General features: G+C 72.6%; 15 protein-coding genes. 7 read left to right on the top strand and 8 right to left on the bottom strand.

All coding sequences use genetic code 11. The features are described 5' to 3' along the window. Window positions 1-81: 81 nt before the first annotated feature. A complete protein-coding gene (locus tag ACFW1A_RS01740; protein WP_380402318.1) occupies window positions 82-1692 on the bottom strand; it encodes a chitinase in 1611 nt (536 codons plus the stop codon). A 386-nt stretch (window positions 1693-2078) separates the two neighbouring features. Here ACFW1A_RS01740 and ACFW1A_RS01745 point away from each other — a divergent pair, with 386 nt between their 5' ends. The 6 genes from ACFW1A_RS01745 (at window position 2079) to ACFW1A_RS01770 (ending at window position 9290) form a co-directional block, all read left to right on the top strand. After that, window positions 2079-2873 carry an isoprenyl transferase gene (locus ACFW1A_RS01745; RefSeq protein ID WP_380402321.1) on the top strand — a complete coding sequence of 265 codons (795 nt, stop codon included), beginning with the start codon at window positions 2079-2081 and terminating at the stop codon, window positions 2871-2873. A 185-nt stretch (window positions 2874-3058) separates the two neighbouring features. Next, window positions 3059-4393 carry a PhoH family protein gene (locus ACFW1A_RS01750; protein ID WP_380402324.1) on the top strand — a complete coding sequence of 445 codons (1335 nt, stop codon included), beginning with the start codon at window positions 3059-3061 and terminating at the stop codon, window positions 4391-4393. Window positions 4394-4807: 414 nt separating this feature from the next. Continuing rightward, on the top strand, window positions 4808-5509 hold the full coding sequence (locus tag ACFW1A_RS01755; protein ID WP_380402327.1) for a transglycosylase SLT domain-containing protein: 702 nt from the start codon (window positions 4808-4810) through the stop codon (window positions 5507-5509). A 308-nt stretch (window positions 5510-5817) separates the two neighbouring features. Beyond that, window positions 5818-7224, top strand: coding sequence for an AI-2E family transporter (locus tag ACFW1A_RS01760; RefSeq protein ID WP_380402330.1), 1407 nt, complete (start codon window positions 5818-5820; stop codon window positions 7222-7224). A gap of 9 nt (window positions 7225-7233) precedes the next feature. Then, the gene (locus tag ACFW1A_RS01765; protein WP_380402334.1) at window positions 7234-8562 is read left to right on the top strand and encodes an AAA family ATPase; all 1329 of its coding nucleotides are present in this window, start codon (window positions 7234-7236) and stop codon (window positions 8560-8562) included. After that, window positions 8559-9290 (top strand): HNH endonuclease, encoded by a 732-nt coding sequence (locus tag ACFW1A_RS01770; protein ID WP_380402339.1) that lies wholly within the window; start codon window positions 8559-8561, stop codon window positions 9288-9290. Before ACFW1A_RS01765 ends, ACFW1A_RS01770 begins: the two co-directional genes overlap by 4 nt. Window positions 9291-9305: 15 nt before the next feature. Here ACFW1A_RS01770 and ACFW1A_RS01775 read toward each other — a convergent pair whose 3' ends face one another. Continuing rightward, entirely contained in the window at window positions 9306-9842 is a 537-nt protein-coding gene (locus ACFW1A_RS01775; RefSeq protein WP_380402342.1) for a carboxymuconolactone decarboxylase family protein, read from the bottom strand. A 3-nt stretch (window positions 9843-9845) separates the two neighbouring features. Continuing rightward, window positions 9846-10397, bottom strand: a complete 552-nt coding sequence (locus ACFW1A_RS01780) for a peroxiredoxin (RefSeq protein WP_380402345.1) — start codon at window positions 10395-10397, stop codon at window positions 9846-9848. A gap of 143 nt (window positions 10398-10540) precedes the next feature. On the opposite strand from ACFW1A_RS01780, the gene ACFW1A_RS01785 reads away from it, so the two are divergent. After that, entirely contained in the window at window positions 10541-11488 is a 948-nt protein-coding gene (locus ACFW1A_RS01785; protein ID WP_380402501.1) for a LysR substrate-binding domain-containing protein, read from the top strand. Between the two features lie 7 nt (window positions 11489-11495). Here the strand turns inward: ACFW1A_RS01785 and ACFW1A_RS01790 are convergent, their stop codons facing one another. Genes ACFW1A_RS01790 through ACFW1A_RS01810 form a run of 5 tightly spaced genes read right to left on the bottom strand, consistent with a single transcriptional unit; the run spans window position 11496 to window position 16689 of the window. Further along, the gene (locus ACFW1A_RS01790; protein ID WP_380402348.1) at window positions 11496-12653 is read right to left on the bottom strand and encodes an MFS transporter; all 1158 of its coding nucleotides are present in this window, start codon (window positions 12651-12653) and stop codon (window positions 11496-11498) included. Beyond that, window positions 12650-13171, bottom strand: a complete 522-nt coding sequence (locus tag ACFW1A_RS01795; protein WP_380402351.1) for a GNAT family N-acetyltransferase — start codon at window positions 13169-13171, stop codon at window positions 12650-12652. Before ACFW1A_RS01795 ends, ACFW1A_RS01790 begins: the two co-directional genes overlap by 4 nt. Next, window positions 13161-14354 carry a type III PLP-dependent enzyme gene (locus tag ACFW1A_RS01800; protein ID WP_380402354.1) on the bottom strand — a complete coding sequence of 398 codons (1194 nt, stop codon included), beginning with the start codon at window positions 14352-14354 and terminating at the stop codon, window positions 13161-13163. Before ACFW1A_RS01800 ends, ACFW1A_RS01795 begins: the two co-directional genes overlap by 11 nt. Next, on the bottom strand, window positions 14344-15654 hold the full coding sequence (locus tag ACFW1A_RS01805) for a DUF6271 family protein (protein ID WP_380402357.1): 1311 nt from the start codon (window positions 15652-15654) through the stop codon (window positions 14344-14346). Before ACFW1A_RS01805 ends, ACFW1A_RS01800 begins: the two co-directional genes overlap by 11 nt. Then, a complete protein-coding gene (locus tag ACFW1A_RS01810; RefSeq protein WP_380402359.1) occupies window positions 15655-16689 on the bottom strand; it encodes a phytanoyl-CoA dioxygenase family protein in 1035 nt (344 codons plus the stop codon). It lies immediately after the preceding gene. Window positions 16690-16883: the final 194 nt, after the last annotated feature.

Genomic DNA, 16883 nt, shown 5'->3' on the forward strand with positions numbered 1-16883 from the left:
CACCTGCTCGGTGCGGCGGGCCCCGCCGGGGCGGCCGGCCCCTCCCTCAAGAGGTCGGCCGCCGGGGTGTGTGGCTGCTGGTTACTGCATGCCGTGCAGGTGGTTGCCCACGTTGGTGGAGAAGTCGTTGCCGTTCTTCGCGTCCCAGTTGGTGGACCAGGCCATCGCGCCGCGGATGGTCGGCCACTTGGCCGGCGGGACGAAGGTGCCGCAGTTGGTGCCGTTGGCCAGGCAGTCCAGCGCGTTGTTCACCACGGTGGAGTTGACGTAGCCGCCACCCGCCGCGGAGGCCGAGGCCGGGACGCCGATGCCGACCTGGGCCGGGGACAGGCCGCCCTGGATGTAGGTGCAGACCTGCGAGGTGATGAAGTCCTCGGTGCCCTGGTTGTAGTTCTTGCCGTCGCAGCCCGGCATGCTGCCCGAGTTGTAGAACTGGGTGTTGACCACGGACAGGATGTCCTTGGTGGCCAGCGCCAGCTGGAAGTAGGCGCTGCCGGTGGTGTACATGTCCATGGTCTGGGGGGCCATGGTGAGCACGAAGTTGCTGCCGACCTTGGCGGCCAGCGAGTGCAGGCCCTGCGCCAGGTAGGTCGAGTTGATCCCGTTCTCCAGGTCGATGTCGATCCCGTCGAACCCGTAGTTCTGGATCAGCGCGGAGGCGCTGTTGACGAAGTTGGTGGCCGAGGCCGAGTCGGCGACGGTGATGGCGCCGTTCTGGCCGCCGATCGAGAGCACGACCTTCTTGCCGGCCGCGTGCTTGGCGGCGATGTCGGCCTTGAACTGGGCGTCGGTGTAGCCGCCGAGGTTCTTGGCCAGGGTCGGGTCCAGGGTGAAGCTGATCGCGCCCGGCGTGCTGGTGGCGTCCGCGAACGAGACCGCGATGATGTCGTAGTTCGACTGGACGTCGGCCAGCTTCTGGTCGGTCGCCCCGTTGTCGAAGTTCTGCCAGTAGCCGGTGAGGGCGTGCTTGGGCAGCCCGGTGGCCGGCGGGGTGCTGGTCGAGGTCGGGCTCGGGGTGGGCGTCGGCGTCGGCGTGGGGGTCGGCGTCGGCGTGGGCGTCGGGGTGGGAGTCGGGGTGGGCGTCGGCGTCGGCGTCGGGGTGGGGGTCGGCGTCGGCGTCGGGGTCGGGGTCGGCGTGGGCGTCGGGGTCGAGGACCCGCCCGGACCGATCAGCGTCACGTCGTCCGCGGAGTACGCCGCCTGTCCGTACCAGCCGTGCAGGTAGACCGTCACGCTGGTGGTGTTGGCGCCGGTGGTGAAGCTGGTGCTCAGCTGGTTCCAGCTGCTCTGGCTCGACCAGGTCGACGGGTCGGTGCCGCCGGTCCCGGTGGCGCCCAGGTAGACGTACGGGCCCTGCACCCAGGCGGCCAGCGTGTAGCTGGAGTTGGGCAGGACCGGGATGGTCTGGGTGCACTGCGCGGTGTCCGAGGAACTCGGGGTCGCCTGCAGCGCACCGGTGCCGCTGTGCACCGGGGAGGAGACGGCAGCGGCGGCGCCGGTGCAGCTCCAGCCGGTCAGGCCGCTCTCGAAGCCGCCGTTGGTGGTCAGGTTGCCGGTCGCGGCGCTGGCGCCGCCGGCGAACAGGGCCAGGCCGGTGCCGGCCAGGGCGAGGGCGGTGGTGCCCGCGGCGAGCACGGGCAGCGCGCGCCGGCGGGGCCGGCGGTGGGAGGACGGGACGACCGTACGGGCCATGACGAACTCTCCTGTAAGGGAGGAGAGGAGCCGCCGCGGTGGGGGTCGCGGCGGCCCCGTGTGGGGGAGGGAAGAACCGCAGAACAGGTGGAACACGTCTGGAGTCGCAGGGCCGCCGGGAGGCCCGGCAGCTGCGTTGTCGAACAAGCTGGACTAGACCAATGGCACCCGTCAAGCATCCGTTCGTCCCCTTACGGGTTCCTTAAGGTTCCGGAGACCTCGCCGTGTCCGGGTCGAGACCGTTCGTCGGCCGACCGGACCGACTTCTCGGTTGAACGGTGCGACCTGCGGCTTTCCCAGCGAGGAGGCTCCCGGAGTACCCTGCACCAGGACCTTTGGCGGCCAGGGCCGAGGACCAGGGGGTCACTGCTCGGAGGGGCTGAACTATGGGTCTGCGCGATGTCGTGGAGCGCACGCCAGGGCTGCGGTCGGTGCTCGGCAGCATGTACCGCCTCTACGGCCAGCGGGTCGAGGTACACCTGGCCCGGACCCCGCACCACGTCGGCGTGATCATGGACGGCAACCGCCGCTGGGCCAAGGCGGCGGGCGGCACCACGGTCTTCGGCCACCAGCGCGGCGCCGACAAGATCGCCGAGTTCCTCGGCTGGTGCGACGAGACCAACATCGAGGTCGTCACCCTCTGGATGCTCTCCACCGACAACCTCTCCCGCCCCGCCGAGGAGCTGGTCCCGCTGCTGGGGATCATCGAGGACGCGGTGACCGGACTGGCCGCGCTGCGCCGCTACAAGATCCGCCCGATCGGCACCCTGGACCTGCTGCCGGCCAAGACCGCCGGGATCCTCAAGGAGGCGGCCGCCGCCACCGAGCACCTGGAGGGCATCACCGTCAACGTGGCGGTGGGCTACGGCGGCCGGCACGAGATCGCCGACGCGGTCCGCTCGCTGCTCCAGGAGCACGCCGACCGCGGCACCTCGATCGAGGAGCTGGTGGAGATCCTCGACGTCGAGCACATCGCGGAACGGCTGTACACCAAGGGCCAGCCCGACCCGGACCTGGTGATCCGCACCTCCGGCGAGCAGCGGCTGTCCGGCTTCCTGCTCTGGCAGAGCGCGCACAGCGAGTTCTACTTCTGCGAGGCCTACTGGCCGGCCTTCCGCAAGGTGGACTTCCTGCGGGCGCTGCGCGCGTACGAACAGCGCCACCGCCGCTACGGGGGCTGACCTCGGCTCACGCCGCGCGGGCGGGGTAACCGAGAATTCATCTGCACTGATCAACGACTTCGATTTCCAGGGCATGCCCCACGCACCGTCAGGGCATACAACAGGCATACCGGCACCCTGCCCAACAGGGGGTGCGGGGGCCGGTGAGCCGCGGGTGACGCAGGGTCACCCGCCCTGGAGGCCTAGTGGTCAGTACCAAGAGCCGCCGGACACCAGACCGGCGCACGTACGTCCTTGACACCAGCGTGCTCCTGGCCGACCCGCTCGCCATGACCCGCTTCGAGGAGCACGAGGTCGTGCTCCCGGTGGTCGTGGTGACCGAGCTGGAGGCCAAGCGCCACCACCCCGAGCTGGGCTACTTCGCCCGCCAGGCCCTGCGCCTGCTCGACGACTACCGGGTCCGCCACGGGCGACTCGACGAGCCCATCCCGGTCGGGGAGATCGGCGGCTCGATCCGGGTCGAGCTGAACCACTCGGACCCGTCGGTGCTGCCGGCGGGCTACCGGGTCGGCGGCGGCGAGGCGGACACCAGGATCCTCGCGGTCGCCCGCAACCTGCAGGCTGAGGGGTACGACGTCACCGTCGTCTCCAAGGACCTGCCGATGCGGATCAAGGCCAGCGCGGTGGGCCTGCTCGCCGAGGAGTACCGGGCCGAGCTGGCGATCACCTCCGGGTGGACCGGGATGGCCGAACTGCCGGTGGCCGCCGATCAGGTGGACGAGCTGTTCGGCGCCCCGCACGAGGCCGCGGTGACCATCGACGGGGCCGAGGACCTGCCGGTGCACACCGGCCTGGTGCTCGGGTCCGAGCGCGGTCGGGCGCTGGGCCGGGTGACCGTGGACGGACGGGTCAAACTGGTGCGCGGCGACCGGGAGGCCTTCGGCCTGCGCGGGCGCAGCGCCGAGCAGCGGGTCGCACTGGACCTGCTGCTCGATCCGGAGGTGGGCATCGTCTCGCTGGGCGGGCGGGCCGGCACCGGCAAGTCGGCGCTGGCGCTGTGCGCCGGTCTGGAGGCGGTCCTGGAGCGCCGCCAGCACCGCAAGGTGATGGTGTTCCGGCCGCTGTACGCGGTCGGCGGCCAGGAGCTCGGCTACCTGCCGGGCAGCGAGTCGGAGAAGATGAGCCCCTGGGCGCAGGCGGTCTTCGACACGCTGGGCGCGGTGACCACGCCGGCGGTGATCGAGGAGGTGCTCTCCCGCGGGATGCTGGAGGTGCTGCCGCTGACCCACATCCGGGGCCGTTCGCTGCACGACGCCTTCGTGATCGTGGACGAGGCGCAGTCGCTGGAGCGCAACGTGCTGCTCACCGTGCTGTCCCGGATCGGGCAGGGCTCGCGGGTGGTGCTCACCCACGACGTGGCGCAGCGGGACAACCTCCGGGTGGGGCGGTACGACGGCGTGGTGGCGGTGGTGGAGAAGCTGAAGGGGCATCCGCTCTTCGCGCACATCACCCTCACGCGCTCCGAGCGCTCCCCGATCGCCGCCCTGGTGACCGAAATGCTGGAGGACTTCCAGCCCTGACCCCCGGTCCGCCGATCGGACCATGGGAAAAGAAGGTCGACGAACGATCCGCCCGGCCGCTGGGTTCTCCCGGCGTCCGGGCGGATCGTCAGCACATCGCACCGCCGGTTGTCCATCGAACGGTCAGAACCGGCCGGGGGTCGAGGATGTGAGCTTCGCCACGCAACCGGGAATTGCGCTTCCGCGTCGGGTTGCGGCATGGTGTGGGTTCTGTCAGGCCCCGCGTACGGCCCTTCCGTTGGGCGTCAACTCCATATGGACGGACCGTACGCCGCCCGATCTTCACGCCCGCACCGGTTCGCCGGGGCGGACGCCGGGCCAGTGTCTCCCGTGACCAGCAGCAGGTGGAGGCCAGAGACCAGGGGCATGTTGCGTCCCCACGGTCACGCGGGGGCGACGCTGGAAGGAAACCATGTGACTCGGATCTCGGTCCGGGGAGTTGCCGTGGCCTCCGCCACCGCGGTCACCGCTGTCGGTGCCGTCGTGGGTGTGGCTTCGGGCAGCGAGGCCAAGCCGTCGCAGCCGGTGGACGTCGCGGGCGCTTCGCTCCTCGCTGACATCCCGTCGGCTTCGCAGGCCCAGGTCGTCAGCGACAGCATCGAGCACCAGGCCACCGCCCAGAAGCAGGCTGCCGACGAGGCCGCCCGCAAGGCTGCCGCCGAGGCCGCCCGGGTGAAGGCCGCCGCGGACGCGCAGGCCAAGGCCGACGCGGACAAGGCCGCTGCCGATGCCGCCGCCAAGGCGAAGGCCGCCGCCGACGCGCAGGAGGCCGCCAACCGGGCCTCGGCCCGATCCGCGCTCGCCGCCGCGCCCCCCGTCTCGGTCAGCCCGGGTTCCGTCCAGGCGCTGGCCCAGTCGATCATCGGCAACGACACGCAGTTCCAGTGCTTCAGCAACATCGTGACCCGCGAGAGCGGCTGGAACTACACGGCCATGAACCCGTCCGGCGCCTACGGTCTGGTCCAGGCGCTGCCCGGGTCCAAGATGGCCTCGGCCGGTGCGGACTGGAAGACCAACCCCGCGACCCAGATCAAGTGGGGCCTGGGCTACATGAACGACCGTTACGGCAGCCCCTGCGGCGCCTGGTCGTTCTGGCAGGCCCACAGCTGGTACTAGGGCCTGTCTGACCATTCCCGCCGGGTCCGGCCCGCCCGGCACCCACTCTCGCCGCACGGCCGAAACGCCCAAGTAGCTCCGCTACGAGGGCGTTCCTGCCGCACGCCGAGAGCACGCACCGAACGACCCGGCCTGATCCGACGCGAATGGTCAGACAGGCCCTAGGCCTTCCCGGCGTGCAGCCCCCGACCGTTCCCGGTCGGGGGCTCGCCCCGTTTCCGCCCCGGTGCTCCCACCGGGTACCCCGGGCCGGTAGCGTGCCCTGAGAGCCGCGGCGTGGCCGCGGGGGACCGGGAGGACAGAGGCTTATGGCACGGGGTGAGCAGCGCGGCGGGGCGGGCGCCAGGGTGGCCCTGGGCGCCGCCCGGCTGACCGGTTTCCTGGACCGCCGCCGCCGCGCGGCGGCGGCCGCGGAGAGCGCGGCGCCGCCGGTGGAGCCGGTGGACCCGGTGGAGTCGATCCCGGCCCCGCGCGAGGTGGTCCGGGTGGTGGTGCGCGAGCCGGCACCCGCGGTGGAACTGCCGCGCGCCCGGCCGCGCAACCCGCACCCGGGCCGGCCCGCCACGCCCGCCGACGCGGTGCCCTGGGGGCTGCGGGTGGCCGCCGAGTCGGCCTGGCGGCTGCTGCTGCTCGGCGCCGCGCTCTACGTGATCTTCTACGTGGTCGACATGCTGCGGCTGGTCGCCTTCGCCATCCTGGCCGGCCTGCTGATCTCGGCCTTCCTGGAGCCCACCGTCTCCTGGCTGCGCCGGCACGGGGTGCCCCGGGCGCTGGCCGCGCTCGGCACCTTCCTGGCCGGACTGAGCGGCATCGGGCTGGTCGGCTGGTTCGTCTTCTGGCAGGTCAGCACCAACATCTCGGACGTGTCGGCGAAGGCCTCCACCGGTGTCCAGCAGCTGCACGACTGGCTGGTCAAGGGCCCGATGCACCTGACGCCGCAGCAGCTGACCCAGTTCACCAAGCAGCTCCAGACCGCGATCGGCTCCAACACCGACCAGCTCACCTCGCTCGGCTTCACCACCGTGAACATCGTGATCGAGGTGATCACCGGGGTGCTGCTGGCGGTCTTCACCACCTACTTCATGCTCTACGACGGCGCCAAGATCTGGAACTGGGTGCTGCGGGCGCTGCCCAGCCAGTCCCGGTACGCCATCGCCGGGGCCGGTCCCAAGGCCTGGGCCACGCTGACCGCCTACGTGCGCGGCACCGTGGCGGTGGCCTTCATCGACGCGCTCTGCATCGGCATCGGCATCCAGCTGCTCGGGGTGCCGCTGGCGATGCCGCTGGCCGTGATCATCTTCCTGGGCGCCTTCGTGCCGCTGGTCGGCGCGCTGGTCACCGGGACGCTGGCGGTGCTGGTCGCGCTGGTGACCAGTCACAGCCTCTACACCCCGGCGATGGTGCTGGTGGTGCTGGTCGCCGTGCAGCAGATCGAGGGGCACCTGCTGCAGCCGCTGATCCTGGGCCGGGCGGTGCGGGTGCACCCGCTGGGCGTGGTGCTCGGGGTGGCGGCCGGCTCGATCGTCGGCGGGATCGGCGGGGCGATCGTGGCGGTGCCGCTGATCGCGGTGACCAACACGGTCGTCGGCCACCTGCGCAAGCGGCACGCCGCGGCCGACGAGGTCTTCGAGGCGCTGGAGGCCGCCCAGGAAGCCGCCGCGCAGGCCGGGTCCGGTGTGCCCGACCACTCCCCGGAGCCCGCCCCCAGCTCCTAAACTGTCGTCATGTATGTGACCAGGCTGGGCATCTCGGGGATCCGGGGGTTCACCCCGGCCCGCGAGGTGCGGCAGTTGGAGCTGCCCCAGGCGGGCTGGACGGTACTGGCCGGGCGCAACGGCGCCGGCAAGACCACCCTGCTGCGCGCCCTCGCGCTGGCCCTGGGCGGGCCCTCGGTGGCCCGCAGCCTGGTCAGCGACTTCTCCGGCTGGCTCAGCACCGGCGAGCGGACCGGCTGGGTGCAGGCCTTCGTCCGCCCGGACTGGTCGGTGGACCGGCTGGCCGGCAGCGGCAAGGCTCCCAAGTACGACCTCAAGGTCGGCCTGCGCTGGACCCTGCCGCAGGTGCCGGCCGGCGGCCTCCCGACGGCCGGCGGCCCGCGCCCGGAGCTCGCGGCCTTCGGCTCGGCCAGCCCCGAGCGCGGCCCCTGGGCGGAGAACCCGCGCGGCTGGTTCTTCGCCGGCTACGGCCCGTTCCGCCGGCTGCTCGGCGCGGCCGGGGAGAGCCAGCGGCTGATGCTCTCGGCCGGCCCGGTCGGGCGGTTGGCCACCCTCTTCCACGAGGAGGCCTCGCTGGCCGAGGGGGTCTCCTGGCTGATCGACCAGCACGTGCGCCGGCTGGAGGGCCGCCCCGGCGCCCAGCAGACCCTGGACGTGGTGACCGGCCTGCTCTCCGACGGCCTGCTGCCGGACGGCTTCGCGGTGGCCCGGGTGGACTCCGACGGCCTGTGGGTGCACCGGGGCGACGGCCCCGCCTTCCCGCTGCGCGAGCTGAGCGACGGCTACCGCACGGTGGCCGCCCTGGTGCTGGACCTGGTGCGGCAGTTCCAGAACTGCTACGGCCAGCTGCCGCTGGAGGCCGACGGCGCGCTCGCGCTGCCCGGAGTGGTGCTGATCGACGAGATCGACGCCCACCTGCACGTCAGCTGGCAGCAGCGGATCGGGCCCTGGCTCAAGGCGCACTTCCCCCGGGTGCAGTTCATCGTCTCCACCCACAGCCCCTACATCTGCCAGGCGGCCGACCCGGGCGGACTGATCCGGATAGCGGGCCCGGACGAGGACGCGCCGCCGCAGCCGGTGAGCGAGGAGCTGTACCGCCGGGTCGTCTACGGCAGCGGGGACGACGCGGTGCTCTCCGAGCTGTTCGGCCTGGAGTCCCCGTACTCGGCGCGGGCCGAGGACGCCCGGCGGCGGATCGGCGACCTGGAGGGCCGGGTGCTGGCGGGGGACGCGGACGAGGCGGAGCTGGCGGAGTACCAGGAGCTGACGGAGAAGCTGATGAGCTCGCTGACCGCCCGGGTGGACGAGGTGGCGGCCCGGCTCGGGCGCCCGCGGTGATCCCGCTGCAGCGCGGGCCGCTGCCCGAGGAGCTGACCGCCCGGATGGTGGCCCGCACCGAGCGGATCGCCGCGCACCGCGGCGCCGCCCGGGAGGCCTGGCGGGACGCGCGCACCATCCGCCGGGACCTGATGGTCCACCTGATCGCGATGGCCTCGGGGCTGTCCCGCTGCATGTACTGCGGCGACAGCGAGGGCACCAGCATCGACCACTTCGAGCCGATCGCGCGGGCCCCGCAGCGCGCCTTCGACTGGCTCAACCACCTGTGGGCCTGCTCGTTCTGCAACAGCAACCAGAAGCGCGACCTGTTCCCGACGGACCGGGGCGGCGAGCCGCTGCTGATCGACCCGACCAGCGAGGAGCCGGCCGACCACCTGGACCTGGTGCTGGTCACCGGTGCCTACCGGGCCCGCACCCCCAAGGGGAGCGAGACGATCCGGATCTTCGGGCTGGACCGCCCGGTGCTGGAGCGCGGCCGGGCGCACGCCTACGTCCGGTGCCGCTCGATGCTGCGCGACCTGGCCCGGCTGGTCGACCAGGAGGAGCGGGACGAGGCCTCGTCCGTGGTGCAGGCGCTGGCGGTGCAGCCGTTCGCCGACGTGCTCTACGAGATGCTGCGGCTGCGCACCGCGCCGCGGGCCGCGCTGGTCTTCGGGGCCGAGGCGGTGGCGGGGCTGCACGCGCTGACGGGGCCCCACGTCGCGACGTGGGGCCCCGTCGGGCGGTGAGGCGGTCGGGCGGCGTCAGCCGGCCAGCACGGCCTCGGCGTCCAGCACCGAGGCGACGGCCTGCAGCACGGCGGCGATCCGGATGGCGACCTGGACGGTCTCCCGGTCCACCCCGGCCTTGCGCAGCACCTGCTCGTGCGAGTCCAGGCACTGGCCGCAGCCGTTCAGCGCGGAGACCGCGAAGCACCAGAACTCGAAGTCCAGCTTCTCCACGCCCGGGTTGCCGATGATGTTCATCCGCAGCCCGGTCCGCAGCTTCGCGTACTCCTCGTGGTCCGAGAGGAGGTGCGTGGTGCGGTAGTAGACGTTGTTCATCGCCATGATCGCGGCAGCGGCCTTGGCGGCGGTGTACGCCTGCTCCGAGAGCAGCTCGCGGGCCTGCGGCTCCAGCTCGGACAGCACGGCCCGGCTGCCGGTGGCCATCGCGCAGGAGAGCACGGTGCCCCACAGCTGCTGCTGCGGCAGGTCGGAGTTGCCGATCACCGCGGACAGGTTGAGCTTGAGGTCCTTGGCGTACTCGGGCAGCCGCGACTTGAGTTCGTCGAGGGCCATGGGTCAGCCGGCCAGCAGGGCGGCGGCGTCCAGGGTGGCCTCGCCCTTGGTCCAGTTGCACGGGCACAGCTCGTCGGTCTGCAGGGCGTCCAGCACCCGCAGGACCTCCTTGGGGTTCCGGCCGACCGAGCCGGCGGTCACCATGACGAACTGGATCTCGTTGTTCGGGTCGACGATGAAGACCGCGCGCTGGGCGGTGCCGTCCGCGCCCTCCACGCCGCAGGCCTGCATCAGCTCGTGCTTGATGTCGGCCAGCATCGGGAAGGGCAGGTCGCGCAGGTCGGCGTGGTCCTTGCGCCAGGCGTGGTGCACGAACTCCGAGTCGCCGGAGACGCCCAGGACCTGCGCGTCGCGGTCGGCGAACTCCTCGTTCAGCTTGCCGAAGGCGGCGATCTCGGTCGGGCAGACGAAGGTGAAGTCCATCGGCCAGAAGAAGACGACCTTCCACTTGCCCTCGTAGGTCTTGTGGTCGATGTCGGCGAACGCCTTGGCGGGGTCCAGGTCGACGCAGGCCTTCAGGTCGAACTCGGGGAACTTGTCACCGATCGTGAGCACGTTCGCTTCTCCTGGGTGTGGAAAATGAGGGATTTTTGCCCGGATTGCCTGTGATTCGACGGATCCTGGCGCGGTCCCACCCTGGCACGGAGGGTACTGATCACGGAAATAGCTAGACTCGATCCGTCTGATCGGAGAGAGCTATCAGTACCCACGGCAAGACCCGCACCCCCACCGTCGCCCAGCTGCGCGCGTTCCTGGCGGTCGTCGACCACCTGCACTTCCGCGAGGCGGCGGCCGCGATCGGCACCAGCCAGCCCGCGCTCTCCGGGGCGGTGGCCGCGCTGGAGGAGGCGCTCGGCACCCAGTTGGTGGAGCGTACAACCCGCAGGGTGATCATCACACCGCTGGGGGAGCGGGTGGCTGGGCACGCCCGGCGGGTGCTGGGGGCGCTGCACGAGCTGACCGAGGAGGTGGAGGCGGCCCGCGGCCCGTTCACCGGACCGCTGCACCTGGGCGTGATCCCCACCGTCGCGCCGTACCTGCTGCCCACCGTGCTGCGGCTGGTCCGGGACCGCTACCCGGACCTGCGGCTGCACGTGCACGAGGAGCGCACCGCCTCGCTGCTGGACGGGCTGGCCGCGGGCCGCCTGGACCTGCTGCTGCTGGCGCTGCCCGCCGGCGGGAGCGCGCCGACCCGGGACATCCCGCTCTTCGACGAGGACTTCGTGCTGGTCACCCCGCCCGACCACGAGCTGGCCGGGCGCGCCGACGTGCCGCGCGAGGTGCTGCTCGACCTGGACGTGCTGCTGCTGGAGGAGGGCCACTGCCTGCGCGACCAGGCGCTGGACCTGTGCCGGGAGGTGGGCGCGGACCAGGCGGACGGTGGGAGCACCAGGGCGGCCGGGCTGTCCACCCTGGTGCAGCTGGTGGCCGGCGGGCTGGGCGTGACGCTGCTGCCGGCGACCGCGCTGGCGGTGGAGGCCGGCCGGACCGACCGGCTGGCCGCCGTGCACTTCGCCGATCCGGCGCCCGGACGCCGGATCGGGCTCGCCACCCGCCCCAGTGCCACCCGGGCCGCCGAGTACGACCAGTTCGCCGCCGCGCTGCGCGGCGCCCTGGCCGGGCTCCCGGTCCGCCTGGTCGGCTGAGCCCCCGTCAGGCCCCGGCCGGTGCCGGGAACCGGATCCGCAGCGCGCAGAGCGAGACCACGCCGGCGCAGGCCGCGATGGTCGCCATCCCCCAGGCCAGGCCGCTCAGGCCGGAGACCAGCCCGATCAGCGCGGGCCCGGCCAGCAGGCCGGTGGTGCCCATGCCCGCGACCAGGGAGAGCGCCTCTGGCCCCTGGCCGGCCGCGGCCACGTAGACGCACGGGGTGACCGCCGCCATCCCCAGGCCCATGCAGGCGAAGCCGAGCAGCGCCGGCCCCACCCCGCCGGCCAGCAGCCCGAGCGCCAGCCCCGCGCCGGCCAGCGCGCTGCCGAGCCGGACCACCCGGCCGTCCCCGTAGCGGGCCCGCCACCCGTCGGCGAAGACCCGGGCCACCACCATCATCAGCGAGACCACCGCGATGCCCATCGGCATCAACCCGGCCGCCGCGTGCGCCACGTCGCGCAGGTACAGCGCCGACCAGTCGTTCATCGCGCCCTCGGCGATGGTGCCGAACGCCATCGCCAGGCCCATCCAGAGCATCGCGCCGGTGGGCAGCGCGAAGCCGCGCCGCTGCTTCGCGGCGGTCGGCGCCGCGGGCTGCGGGTCCTGCGGCAGCAGGGCCGGGCGGGCCACCGCCAGCAGGCCGAGCAGCAGCGCCGCGGCCACCGCGAAGTGCACCAGCAGCGAGGAGGTGACCAGGTTGACCCCCGAGGCCAGCAGCGCCCCGCCGAGCGAGCCGCCGCTGAAGGTCGCGTGCAGCCTGGCCATCGTGGTGCGCCCGTGCGCGGCCTCCAGGGCCGCGCCCTGCGCGTTCATCGCCACGTTCAGGCAGGCCGCGCCGACGCCGTCCAGGGCGCCGAGCACCATGCCCACCGGGTAGGAGCGCACCAGCGCGAAGCCCAGCAGCACCGCGGTCAGCAGCAGCGCCGCGGCCAGCGCCAGCCGGCGCGAGCCGAACCGGCGCATCAGCACCGCGACCAGCGGGAAGGCGGCGGCCGCACCGATCCCGCAGACCATCAGGAACAGGCCCAGCTGACCCGTGCCCAGGTCCATCCGGCCCTTGAGCGCGGGCAGCCGGGAGGCCCAACTGGCGTACTGGAAGCCGAGGAAGCAGAAGAGCGCGGCGATCGACAGCTGGGCGCGGCGGAACGGGTCCCGGATCACGAGGTCAACTCCGCCGGGACGCGGCACGGGTGGGTCAGGTAGGCGGCGCCCTCGCCGTAGTACGCCGGCACCACGACCTCCGGCTGCTCCACGAAGCCCATCCGCAGCCAGCGCCGCCGCGAGCGCCGCAGCGAGACCATGGAGAGCTGCTCGAAGCCCAGCCCGGCGGCCGCGCCGGTGATCACCGCCAGCAGCCGCTCGGGCAGCCCGCGGACCTGGAACTGACGGTCGATCACGATGTCGTGCAGGTGCAGGTTGGCCCGCTCGTCGTGGACCTGCTGCTCGTCCCGGGTCAGGTCGGGGAACCGGCCCGCCGGGTAGGGCAGGGTGAGCAGGTAGCCGACCACCCGGTCGGCGTCCACCACCACGAAGTTGGTGGCCGGCGAGGCGGCGGCCCGGGAGCGCAGTGCCGCCTCGCCCTCGGACAGGCCGAGCTCGGCGTAGGCCTGCTCCTCCAGCGCCCGGATCCGGGGCCAGTCCCGCTCCTGCAGCACGCGGATCAGCGGTTCACCGCTCATGGGGGTCCTCTTCGCTCGCGGGGACGCAGAGCTCGGGCAGCGGGCCGAAGCCGTTGAAGCCCCGCGTCGTGTAACTGGTGGCGTAGGCGCCGCTGGAGAGCACCCAGACCGGGTCGCCGGAGGCGGCGTGGGCGGGCACCCGGACCAGGCCCTCGCGGTGCGCGTAGGCGTCGTCGCTGTCGCAGGTGGGTCCGGCGACCACCGCGGGCACGGTGGGGCCGTCGGCCGGGTGGGTGGGGAAGACCAGCCGGTACTGCAGCTCGTCCATCTCGTACAGGCCGTTGAACTTGCCGCAGCCGAGGTAGAGCCAGTGCTGCGGCTCGCCGTCCAGCAGCCGGCGGTTGGTCAGCCGGGCCACCCGGGTCCGGATCGCGCCGTGGTCGGCGACCAGGTAGCGGCCCGGCTCGATCAGCACGTCCAGCCGCCCGCCGGCCAGCTCGCGCAGCCGCTGGACGCCCTCCCGGAGCACCGCGAAGATCTTGTCCAGCGGCGGTTCGAGCGGGCGGCCGTGCTTGTCCAGGCAGCCCAGGGCCGGCAGGCCGCCGCCGAGGTTGACGTGGTCGACCGCGATGCCGCGCCCGGCCAGCGCGACGAGCACCTCGGCCAGCGAGTCCAGCGCCGCCCGCCAGGCCTCGGCGGTCATCTGCTGCGACCCGACGTGCACCGACAGGCCGGCCGGCACCAGTGCGGCCCGCCGGGCGGCGGCCATCACCTCCAGCGCGTCGGCCGGGGAGCAGCCGAACTTCTGGCTCAGGCCCCACAGCGCCCCCGCGCCGCTGGTGGCCAGTCGACAGAAGACCCGTGCCCCGGGCGCGTGTTCGGCGATCGCCGCGACGTCGGCCAGGCAGTCGGTGGCGAAGTCGCGCACCCCGAGGGCGTACGCCCGGGCGATGTCCCGGTCCGACTTGATGGTGTTGCCGTAGTGGATCAGCTCCAGTGGGACCCCGGTGGCGGCGGCCTGGACGATCTCCTGCGGACTGGCCGCGTCGAAGCCGGCGCCGGCCTCGGCCAGGGTGGCCAGCACCGGGTCCACCGGGCAGGCCTTCATGGCGAACCGGACGGCCACGCCGGGCAGTTCGCGGACCAGGGTGCGGTAGCGGCCGGCGATCCCGGCCAGGTCGTAGACGAGGACGTCCTCGGTGGCCGCGGCCAGCGCCGCGCGCAGCCGCGGGCTAGGGAGCATCGGGCAGCCCGAGTTCCCGGGCGGCGGCGACCAGCGGCCCCCAGACCTCGGTGAGCAGCGCGAAGTCCTCGGTGTCCGCCTGCGCCTCGTCCAGCAGACGCGGGGCCCGCTCGGCCAGCCGGTCCGCGAAGGCGGCATACCGGCCGCCCAGCTTGCGGTAGGCGGCGTCCAGCCGGGCCAGTCGCTCCAGGTTGGGGGCGCGGTCCAGCGCCAGGCTCTCCCGGACCACCCCGACCAGCAGCTCGGGACGCACCCGGTGCCGCTCGTCCAGCAACTGCCCGCCCAGCTCGGCCATCCGGCCGTAGACGTGGTGCAGGTAGAGCATCGAGAGGACGAACTTGGCGTACCGCTCCTGGTAGACCTGGAAGCCCTCGTCGGTGCGGCGCTCGCCGGTGTAGTAGTTGACGATGTGCCGGTTGTGCACCACGCCCGGCAGCGCGGCGTCGAAGACCACGTGCAGCAGGAAGTAGTCGCTGCCGATGGTGTCCTTGGCCGGCGGCAGCGGCACCCGGTGGTACACCTCGTGGTCGAAGCTGATGTTGCACATGTCCAGGCGCCACATGTCCGGGACGTCCAGCACGCTGCGGTCGGCGGTGAAGGGCTCGGTGCCGCCGCCCCGGAAGGACTCGGCGACCAGCATGTCCACCTCCTGCGGCCCCCACTCGGCGGGCGCCCACAGGCTCACCACCTCGTGGTAGACCTCGGGGTCGAGCTGCTCGATCTCGCCGATGTCGACCGAGAGTTCGCCGATGAAGGTGGCACCCACCAGGGAGACCGGGCGGTCCGCCAGCGCCGGGTCCAGGGTGGTCTCGGTGACCTCGGCGGCCGCCTCGGCGGCGGGGCGGCCGAGGGTGGCCAGCTCGTGCTTGATCGGGAAGACCGGCTCGCCGTCCAGCTCCTGGTAGTCGCTGTCCGAGTCGCGCCGGTGCACCGAGGTGCAGCCGAGCGCGGCGGCGATCAGGAACGCCCGGTTGGTGCAGGCGCCGTAGGAGCAGCCGTCGGGCAGCATCAGCTCCAGCAGGTGGTCCGGCTTCGCGAGCCCGGCCCGCTCGATCGCGGCGGCGAGGAAGGCGCGCTGCGCGTCCTCGTCCAGGTGGTGCGGCACCACCCGCTCGGTGCGCGGCAGCGCCGCGAGCGCGGCGGCGTGTCCGGCGCGGGCGTCGGCGTCGGCCGAGTCCAGCACCAGCAGGTGCACCTCGACGTCGAAGTGCGCGGCCGCCCAGGCGGCTTCGGCGCCGATCGCGGCGACGGTCGCGGCGCACTCGCGGTTGGTCGGCAGGGTCAGGCAGATTCTGCGCACTTACGCCTCCTCGGCCGGGCTCGGACGCCAGCTCTTCAGACCCAGCAACTTCTCGCCCAGTTCGGTCAGTTCGGCGCTGCCGTAGCGCAACGCCTCGGGCTTGTCCCGGTCGCCGAGCAGGGTGGCGTTCCAGGTCGGGGTGGACAGGGTGCGCCAGGACTCCACCCGGGAGCGGCGCAGCTCCTCGTGCTCCTCCAGGGCCGGCATCATCGACAGGTACTGGACCGAGCGGACCTGCTGCGCGGAGCTGTTCGGGGCCACTCCGTGGGCCAGCATGCCGTCCCAGATCAGCAGGTCGCCGGCGCCCAACTGCGGCCGCACCACCGGGAACTCGTCGCGGTCGGCGTTCGGGCGGATCGGGTCGCGGTCGGCCGGCTGACCGGCCTTCCACTGGTCGAAGCGGCGGAACAGCTCCGGCGAGCACTGGAATCCGCCGAGCTCCGGCTCGGTGTCGTGGAGCGCGATGATGCCCTGGACCCGCTGCTGGAGCACCCGCCGGGTGGAGTCGACGTCCCAGTGCAGCTCGATGTCGAAGCCGGTCTCGGTGGGCTCGATCAGCGACCGGGAGCGGTTCCCGACGTTGGGCGGGTTGAGGTTGAGGCGGTCCAGGGTGACCCAGAGCTCCTCGCAGTCCCAGACGTCCACGAAGGCGTCGTAGACCCGCTGGTGCTGCCGGCTGTCCCAGATCAGCTGGTGGTGGTACGCCTCGACGAAGCCGTAGATGTGCAGGTGGCGGTCGAGCTCGTCGCGGTACTCGACCTCCTGGTACCAGGTGTCGGGCCGCGCGGGGTCCAGGCCCTGGAACTCCCAGGCGAAGTCGAGCAGTCGGCGGGCCGCCGCGGGGGTGATGGCCTGCTTGACCACCACGTAGCCGTAGGTCTGCCAGAACGCGAAGTCGGACTCGGAGAGCACGCGCAGCGGCCGGGTCTTCTCCAGGTCCCGCAGCGGGGTGCGGACCAGGTAGGTGTCGGCGTCGGCGCTGAAATAGGGCAGATCGGCGGCGGAGCGATACAGGTACGGCTCGGCTGACGGCATGCGAAAGCTCTCCAGGGTCGGATTTCGGAAACCACGACGGGGATGACAGGCGAACGGGACGAGGACGGCGGATTGCGACAAAGGGTCAACTTGCCGATCGGGCAAGGCATGAGGGCTTGACCTGCACCGCGTCGAACTCGTGTTCCCTACGGTGGACTAGACCAACTTCCGATGTCAACCCTGATCGGCGCGCG

The sequence above is a fragment of the Kitasatospora sp. NPDC058965 genome (genome assembly GCF_042741245.1).
Classification (GTDB): domain Bacteria; phylum Actinomycetota; class Actinomycetes; order Streptomycetales; family Streptomycetaceae; genus Kitasatospora.

Coding starts and splice junctions, on each gene's coding strand:
- ACFW1A_RS01740 (WP_380402318.1), bottom strand. CDS start 1,692: ATGGCCCGTACGGTCGTCCCGTCCTCCCACCGCCGGCCCCGCCGGCGC.
- ACFW1A_RS01760 (WP_380402330.1), top strand. CDS start 5,818: ATGGCACGGGGTGAGCAGCGCGGCGGGGCGGGCGCCAGGGTGGCCCTG.
- ACFW1A_RS01800 (WP_380402354.1), bottom strand. CDS start 14,354: ATGCTCCCTAGCCCGCGGCTGCGCGCGGCGCTGGCCGCGGCCACCGAG.
- ACFW1A_RS01745 (WP_380402321.1), top strand. CDS start 2,079: ATGGGTCTGCGCGATGTCGTGGAGCGCACGCCAGGGCTGCGGTCGGTG.
- ACFW1A_RS01795 (WP_380402351.1), bottom strand. CDS start 13,171: ATGAGCGGTGAACCGCTGATCCGCGTGCTGCAGGAGCGGGACTGGCCC.
- ACFW1A_RS01765 (WP_380402334.1), top strand. CDS start 7,234: ATGTATGTGACCAGGCTGGGCATCTCGGGGATCCGGGGGTTCACCCCG.
- ACFW1A_RS01775 (WP_380402342.1), bottom strand. CDS start 9,842: ATGGCCCTCGACGAACTCAAGTCGCGGCTGCCCGAGTACGCCAAGGAC.
- ACFW1A_RS01810 (WP_380402359.1), bottom strand. CDS start 16,689: ATGCCGTCAGCCGAGCCGTACCTGTATCGCTCCGCCGCCGATCTGCCC.